Below are 7,512 nucleotides of genomic sequence, written 5' to 3'. Positions count from 1 at the left end.
GCTGTATGTCCATCCATTCCACCGCAATAAAGGAATAGCCGCGTTGTTGATTAACCGGCTGGAGCAGGAGGCATTGCGTCTCGGTTGCAAAAGCCTCTACTTGGTAACAGAGGACGCGCGCGTTCTTTACGAAAACAGTGGCTGGCAGGCAATTGACTACGTCCAAACATCGTTTGGCCTAGCAGATTTGATGACGAAGGTTCTGCCGGAGACTCCACTTGCCTGAAAAACCCCTACGCCACAGCGTTGAGAACGCGATATCGCGACCCCTTTGGTGTGATCCGATTTTATGGACCATCTTGATGTTGCTGTTGCAGCCGTAACGCCAGCGGCGACTGAGGCGCTGGCTAACTGTCTCTTGTCGCTGCGATGGCATTCATCCCTGCTTCCGTTCCCACCAGCCTAACCACTGCTGAGACGCTTGTGCTGTTGCAAAAAGCCGCAGGTGCAAGAGGTACGATGTAGCGAGCTAACGAACATTATCATCGAAAGGTTCTGAATCTTTATGCAATCCAGCAACAACGTAGCAGCGTCAGCGACTCTTCATTCTAGCTCCTGGCGTTTTGGCCACCTCTGCGGCCGGTCGTGTCTGCGAGCATCGCTCATATTAACTTCTTTTTTCGCCTTCGGTGTTTCATCCAGTGCCGAAGGAACGGCGCTGCTGCCGGTAAAGCCTTCGCCATATCTCGTAAGTGCGATTACGAGAAGCATGTTTAAGCTGCCGGAACCCGACGATGACCTGGTCATCTTATCTGCGCATCGCGGATCCTGGGAGATCTATCCAGAGAATTCAGCCTACGCCTTGCAAGACGCCTGGAATTCGCAAATCGAGAGCGTGGAAGTCGACGCCCGCTTCACCGCGGACAAAGAAGTGGTTCTATCTCACGACTACAGGATTGAGCGCGAGTCAACTGGAAGCGGTCTATTATACAACCAAGACTTTTCTCAATTAAGGCAGGCGGATCTAAGGGACCGGCATGGTCGCGTATTTACGGATCCGCACGGACGAAAGGCTAAGTTCCTGACGTTCTCTGCCGCGCTCGATCTACTCGCTCAATATGTTTCCGACGATGGTCGTGGCTACGTGATGATCGTAGACGTCAAGGCGGCGGTCGATGATCAGGACCCGACCGATCCCATCGAGCTCATGCAACATTGCCTTGACATTCTCGCGACCAAGGCAAATGCGAAACTCAGCAAAGCCGTCGTATTCAAACTCAAAGCGAAGGATGCGGTGGATGTCGGCACGATCTTGAATCGGACGACCTACGACCCCGGCCTCATTGGTGGGCTGATTATTGTCGAGAACCCGGATGACCAGAACGTGAAGGATTCCAGCTATGATCCCCATGAGGACTCAATCTACGATCAATGGAATGTGGCGCCGTTTTCCATTCAATTTGAGATGAACCAATTCTACAAAGGCGACGGTCTTCAGGCGTATTTTGACTATATCGACCAGAAGCAGGGCTTCGCCACCTATCATGAAAGTAACTACTATCCCGAGGGCGTTGCCAACAGCGCTGGCAAATGCTGCTTCGAGCATAACACCGATCCTAAGTCGACCGCGCAACGAGGTATCGTGCCCGATTACCGAGGTGATCCGGAGATGGCGATCGTCAATCGTACGAATCTTATCACCACCGATTTGCCCGACGTAATCGGCGACATGCTGCGCCAGATTGGGCGCCGCAACACAACCAAACTCAGCCGCTAAGGCAAGACCAACGCGTCCGCAAAGGATTGTCTAATGAATTATGGGAAAAGAATCTTCCTGCTGTTTTCTGCGGTGGGTTGTCTTGCTGCTGGCGCGGGCCAATCGGCATCATGCATCGATGAAGCCAATTGTCTTAGAAGCGCATCCGACAAAGTATCTCAGACCCTCACACCGAAGGTCGTKCCGATTTTCGGGCAATATCCAAAGGTGTACATACACGACTCGGCGGCAGGAGTGGATTATCCAGTGCCTGAAAATACGAGGCAGGCATTTGACTTCTATACCAATAAGACTTCTTTCAACTTTCCACCGCACGGATCAGTCGAGACTAGTCAACCCGCATCGATCAGACCCGACAGGGGATTCACAGTCCTTTTGGTAGAAAAGACCCGAGACAATACCGTTCCTAATGGCGGTAGCGCGCTGTCGCTACTTAGTTCCCCTTCGAACGGCGCCTACCTGTCATTTGCGTTAGGTGCCACGCCTAACGCAAATGGTCAAAAGTGGTCTTTTGCAAAAAGCCTGCTTCAAAGTGGAAGGGCGGATACTGCGTGGTGGCAAAAGCCGTGGGATATGAACGTCGTGGGGCCAACAGGCGCATTCTCCGGCACAGAGTGGATTTACTACACCTTCACTCCAGACGGCAAACTTCGCATCGACCGTTTCGCGCCATATACCTATCTTTTGATGTTTACAGCTTACCAATGGGATGAGGYAGTGCTCGACAGCGGGTTCCCGCATTCTGCCTACAGCTCTGGTACGCCAACCGGCCGCCCGAAATCCGTCACTTTCGGCTCGGTTGGGCCATGGGTTATTGGCGCGGCCGCGGTGCCCGGRCAGAGCTCGCCCATGATCGAGCCAGTGGAGGCACTGCCGGGCTTTGAGGGAGTGACGATCTTTTCGACCCCGTTGTCCATGAAAGAAGTTATAGCGTATCAGAACTCCCTGAAGTCGAGCGATTTTCTCGATGTCAGCATGCTGCCATGCAATAGCGGTCAGTACCTTTCCGGGGAAATCAGAACCCCCTGTGGTACGGCTCGTCCTGGCAATCCTCCGTCCAATGTTAATTCGGTGGCTCGAAATGGGATCAGCAACAAAATCGAACGTCAGTGACTCTCATTCTGTTCCGACGACAGCTTTACGAAACCAGTTTCAGGACGACCGGTTAGCGGTGAAAGCTGCGCGAGAAATCGATCGTGACAAACAAACAGAGCCGTCTCCAGGGAGCCGAATGAACGGATTGCGTGACGATCAAAGTCGGCAGCCCTCACAGACCCAATGCCCGCATCATTTTGTGAGGGCGGTAATGTGATCGGCCGCTGGATCTATTGTTGATCACTGAGATGTGTCGGAGGCGGGATTGATCGAAATCAAGCAGCCTTCCAATTATCATGAAGCGCTTCTGCTTGAGCCTCATCTCGGATCTGTTGTACCGGTTAGTGAAGGTTAGCACGCCTTGCGAAGCAGGTCGACGCTATCGACCAGAACGACCTTGCCTCTGACTTCGACGCCCGACGCCGCGAGCGCCGCAAATGCGCGGGAAAGGGCTTCCGGCGCCAGGCCCAGTTTGCCGGCCAGGATTCGCTTCCGGTAAGGAAGCCTGAACGTGACCCGCGAGGTGGTCGCCGAGGCGGGGCAACGGCTCATAAAATAGTTTGCCACCCGTTGTGCGGCTGTGAGCAACCGGTCTCCCGCAATACAATCCATCGCGCCGAGCAGGTGCCTGACCATAATGCGCATGACGTTCCGGTGTACGACCGGATGTTGGTCGGTGAACGCCTGCAAGTCCGCGAGCGCAAACAGCGCGACCTCGGCCCCGTCGGCGGACTGCGCGCTATAAGCGTAGGAGCCGCCCCCCGCGAGTAGATACTCTCCAAAGGTGTCGCCCGGCTCGCACACGCAGATATCCGCCTCGCGCCCGGCGGATTCCGATTTTGAAAGTCGGACAAAACCGTTCATGACGCAGTAGACGAACGACGCCTGCTGGCCCTCGGCTATGATCTTCTCGTCAGCGGCGAAGGCTCGAAACTCAGCCGTTGCGGTGAATTGCTCCACAGTCGCCTGATCCAAACCAGCAAACAGGTCAGACTGCAGAAGTACAGAATTTTTCGCAAGCATCCATCTTCCTTTCGTGTTTGGACCCAGTGTGCGGTCAGGGTTCTCGTTGATCGGTTTCGTCCTCGGCGAGGATTCGCCAGGCGGCGCCTTGAAGGTCGTCATACTGGCCGCTTTTCAGCGACCAAAGGAATGCCAGGAGTCCTATTCCTCCCATCAGCAGCGCGATCGGTATGAGATAGATCAACATGTTCATGCGGCTTTGACCTCCGCACTCCTGCCGATCCCTCCTCGAATGTGCATATCCGGACGCTTGCTGAGGGCGTTCAGCCGCAGTGCGTTCGTCACGACGATGATCGAAGATGTCGACATTGCCACCGCCGCTATCAGCGGCGTCGCCAATCCGGCGATGGCGATCGGCACCGCCAGAACGTTGTAACCAATGGCGAGAGCGAAGTTCTGCCGGATGAGGCTGGCGGATCGTCGCGCAACGGCGATCGCTTCCGGAACAGCGTCAAGGCGATCGTTGAAGAAGACGAGGTCGGCCGCCTGTCTGCCGATATCGGAGGCCGTGGCGGGCGCCATCGAGACATGCGCGGCAGCAAGCGCCGGGGCGTCGTTGATCCCGTCGCCAACCATGAGCACGCGACGACCTTCGCCATTCAGCCTCTGGCATTCCTCGACCTTCTGTTTCGGCGTCAGAGAGCCCAAAGCCCTGTCGATACCCAGGGCATGCGCCGTATTGTCGACGACGGTCTGCCTGTCGCCTGACACGATCAGCGTTTCAAGGCCGGCTGCATCGAGCCGGTCGATGGCCTCGCACGCACCCGGACGAAGCGTGTCATCGAAGAAGAAGCGGGCAAGATCGACGCCATTCTTCGACAGGACCACTTCCGAGAACGGACTGTCGGCGGTGCGGGGCACGAAGCTGGTTCCGCAGGCAAACGCCGCGTTGCCCAAGCGATAGATATCCGCTCCGTTCCTGGCTTCCAGTCCCCCGCCGGGGATTTCCGTGACCCTGTCGAAGGAGATGGGGGCAGTTTCGGTGTCCCGCACCAGAGACCGAGAAAGAGGATGCCGTGAATGCGCTGCCAATCCACGGGCGATTGCGGTGGCGCTCTCGTCCATGGCGTCCACTCTGACAAGGCGCGAACTGCCCATCGTCAAGGTGCCCGTCTTGTCAAAGGCCACGGTGTCGGTCTCGGCCAGTCTTTCGAGTGCTGAGCCGTCCTTCACCATGATGCCCTTCCGGAAAAGCTCCCCCGCGGCGACGACCTGGACCACGGGCACGGCAAGACCCAATGCGCATGGGCAGGTGATAATCAGGACCGCTACGGCGACCAGCATGGCCTGTTTCCAGTCTCCGCCCAGGAAGCCCCAGGCAAGGAAGGAGACCAGCGCCAGCAGATGCACGACCGGCGAATAGAGTGTCGCAGCGCGATCGGCGATCCTGCGATAGCGAGCTCTTCCGCCCTCGGCGGCTTCCATGAGGCCGATGATCTCCGAGAGAAGTGAATTCTTGGCAATTCTCGTCGCCCGCAACACCAGCGAGCCGGTCAGATTCATCGCCCCGGAACTCACTTCGCTGTTGCTGGCGACGGCGACGGGGCTGCTCTCGCCAGTGACGATGGAGAGGTCCAGGTCGCTTTCTCCGCTGACGACAATGCCATCGACGGGAACCCGTTCGCCTGCGGCTATCGAGATTTCATCCCCCGCCGCGATCTCTTCTACCGCAATGTAGCGTCGCGACCCGTCCGGATTGATCAGCAATGCTCCGCGCGGGGCGAGCCGTGCCAGTCCGTTGATCGCTGCCCGAGCCTTTTCCCGCATGATATGATCGAGGGTTCTGCCGATCAGCAGGAAGAAGAGCAGCGAGACCGAAGCGTCGAACCACGCATGCTCGCCGTGATGGACGGTCTCCCACAAGGAAACGGCATAGGAGAGCGACACCGCGAGTGAGATCGGAACGTCCATGTTGGTGCGCCCGTGCCGCAGCGCATTCCAGGCCGATTTGAAGAAGAAGCGCCCCGCATAAACCAGCGCGGGCGCTGCTATCATCGCCGAGATCCAATGAAACATATCGCGCGTCGCGGCATCTGCGCCCGACCAGACCGATACTGAGAGCAACATGATGTTGGCAGCCGCAAAACCGGAAACGCCGATCGCGAGGAGAAGCTGATTTCTGGTCTTGTCGTTCTCGGGAGCTGAGGGGGTGAAGAGATGCACGCGATATCCGGCCGAGTTGATCGCTGCGAGGATCCTGGACGGATCGGTTGCGCCCGTCTCGATCTCCTCCTTGTAGACGCAGCTCACCCTTCGCGCTGTGAGATTGACTCGCGCTGTCTTGACGAAGGGAAGCGTCAACAACGTCCTTTCGATGGTCGAAATGCAGCCGCCGCAGTGGACGTCSGAAACACTCAGGTCCAACTGGCGCAATCCTTCGCCGAGCGGCTGGCTGGCAAGGCGGACCTCTTCGGCACTGAATGATGTCGTGCTGAGGGCAAGCACGCTTTCCGCGTCCATGGTACAGCAGGTCATTGGTCTAACTCCGCGGTATCGATGCGTTTTGCCTCATGCATGACGACCACGCCACCGTTTCGCGAGATGGCCTCGACGATCCAGTCACCTTCGGCTAGATCATGTTCCGCTTCGAACCGCCCCGCGGCTGCCTTCTTGAGCGTAAGGAGGAAGTCCTCGTGGTCTCCGACGGGCCGTTTGAAATTCAGAACGACGTCGTCGACGATCGCAGGCGATCCGCTCTTGTCGTGAATGTCGTAGCGGATCTCGTGCCCCTTTATGGAGAGGTTGCCCTCGATGCCGGAAGCGGCCATTGCCTTCATCGCCGCCGCTTTGCGGTTGAACTCCTGACTGGCGACATAGGTGTTTTCCACGACCAGACCGCTCCAGCTGGAGGAGGCATAGAAGGCCATGGTGACGTTCACCGCGATCACCACGCCAAAGAATGCCGAGGTCGCAAGCAGCATGTGCAGGCCTGTAAAACCTTGAGCGGAGGTCTTCATTTGATGTCTCCCGGTGCATTGAACGCCGCGCGGTAGGTTGCCCGATCGGCATGATCGGTATCTTCGATAACGAACAGAAATTCATTGATCGCGGCTCCGGTAGGCTTGCGTGTAACGAAGACCTTGAGCGTCGTGGCGGCGTCGGGTTCGGCATGGACTGTAAAGCTGCGAGCGTCTTCCTTGCCGAACTCGGGGATGCGCATCGTCGCCCCCTCCAGCCCGACCAGGCTTATGTTCACATCCCTCGGCGTCGGCACCATGTTCAGTACACGAAGCGTGTAGCCATTCCGCAGAGAGCCGTCGCTTTCCAGAACATATTGGGGGTTTCGGTCGTGAACGACGTTGAGTTCAAGGCGCTCCCGAAAGGCGAGATGGACGAGCATCGCCATGCCGACTGACGCCCAGGCGACTGCGTAAAAGACGGTTCTCGGACGAAAGATGATACGCCAGTCGAAGTGCCGGATCGCCGGAACGAAGGTCCCATCCTTGTTTCGAACCCTGGATGGCTGGACGGCCGTTCGTCCTTCGTCCGTGGCAAGCGACATGTTGCTCGAGTATTCGCTCAGCGTGGCGTAGGCAATCAGGCCGTGAGGCTTTCCGAGCTTGTCCATGACACCGTCGCAGGCGTCGATGCAGAGCGCGCATGTGATACACTCCATCTGCTGTCCGTCGCGAATGTCGATTCCCATCGGACACACCGCCACGCAGGCATTGCAATCC

At 57.4% G+C, this 7,512-nt stretch carries 8 protein-coding genes; 3 read left to right on the top strand and 5 right to left on the bottom strand.

Annotated elements, in window-relative coordinates; genetic code table 11:
* The 3 genes from AC1D1Z_RS31495 to AC1D1Z_RS31485 form a co-directional block, all read left to right on the top strand.
* Window positions 1–226, top strand: a 226-nt coding sequence (locus AC1D1Z_RS31495; RefSeq protein WP_477852761.1) for a GNAT family N-acetyltransferase, incomplete at its 5' end; no start/stop codon positions are given.
* Between the two features lie 483 nt (window positions 227–709).
* Window positions 710–1,717: a glycerophosphodiester phosphodiesterase family protein gene (locus tag AC1D1Z_RS31490; protein ID WP_063473330.1), complete on the top strand. Its 1,008-nt coding sequence runs from the start codon at window positions 710–712 to the stop codon at window positions 1,715–1,717.
* Window positions 1,718–1,750: 33 nt separating this feature from the next.
* Window positions 1,751–2,830 carry a hypothetical protein gene (locus AC1D1Z_RS31485; RefSeq protein ID WP_477852759.1) on the top strand — a complete coding sequence of 360 codons (1,080 nt, stop codon included), beginning with the start codon at window positions 1,751–1,753 and terminating at the stop codon, window positions 2,828–2,830.
* 333 nt (window positions 2,831–3,163) lie between these two features.
* Here AC1D1Z_RS31485 and AC1D1Z_RS31480 read toward each other — a convergent pair whose 3' ends face one another.
* The 5 genes from AC1D1Z_RS31480 to AC1D1Z_RS31460 form a co-directional block, all read right to left on the bottom strand.
* Complete coding sequence (locus tag AC1D1Z_RS31480) at window positions 3,164–3,835, bottom strand: Crp/Fnr family transcriptional regulator (protein WP_130806896.1); 672 nt, start codon at window positions 3,833–3,835, stop codon at window positions 3,164–3,166.
* Between the two features lie 34 nt (window positions 3,836–3,869).
* On the bottom strand, window positions 3,870–4,028 hold the full coding sequence (gene ccoS / locus AC1D1Z_RS31475; protein ID WP_003549679.1) for a cbb3-type cytochrome oxidase assembly protein CcoS: 159 nt from the start codon (window positions 4,026–4,028) through the stop codon (window positions 3,870–3,872).
* On the bottom strand, window positions 4,025–6,310 hold the full coding sequence (locus AC1D1Z_RS31470) for a cation-translocating P-type ATPase (protein WP_477852756.1): 2,286 nt from the start codon (window positions 6,308–6,310) through the stop codon (window positions 4,025–4,027). The genes ccoS and AC1D1Z_RS31470 overlap by 4 nt, the downstream gene beginning before the upstream one ends.
* Window positions 6,307–6,792, bottom strand: a complete 486-nt coding sequence (locus AC1D1Z_RS31465; RefSeq protein WP_130806892.1) for a FixH family protein — start codon at window positions 6,790–6,792, stop codon at window positions 6,307–6,309. Before AC1D1Z_RS31465 ends, AC1D1Z_RS31470 begins: the two co-directional genes overlap by 4 nt.
* The coding region (locus tag AC1D1Z_RS31460) for a FixG Ig-like domain-containing protein (RefSeq protein WP_477852754.1) at window positions 6,789–7,512 on the bottom strand (724 nt) is incomplete at its 5' end. The genes AC1D1Z_RS31465 and AC1D1Z_RS31460, both read right to left, overlap by 4 nt.

Source organism: Rhizobium sp. P1_E1 (assembly GCF_056406015.1).
The sequence above is the reverse complement of the archived record's forward strand: the minus strand, read 5'-3'. Positions and strand labels throughout refer to the sequence as shown.

What these genes read in the sequence shown, in the direction of transcription:
- AC1D1Z_RS31480 (WP_130806896.1), bottom strand. Translation starts at nt 3,835, where the DNA reads ATGCTTGCGAAAAATTCTGTACTTCTGCAGTCTGACCTGTTTGCTGGT.
- AC1D1Z_RS31490 (WP_063473330.1), top strand. Translation starts at nt 710, where the DNA reads ATGTTTAAGCTGCCGGAACCCGACGATGACCTGGTCATCTTATCTGCG.
- AC1D1Z_RS31465 (WP_130806892.1), bottom strand. Translation starts at nt 6,792, where the DNA reads ATGAAGACCTCCGCTCAAGGTTTTACAGGCCTGCACATGCTGCTTGCG.
- ccoS (WP_003549679.1), bottom strand. Translation starts at nt 4,028, where the DNA reads ATGAACATGTTGATCTATCTCATACCGATCGCGCTGCTGATGGGAGGA.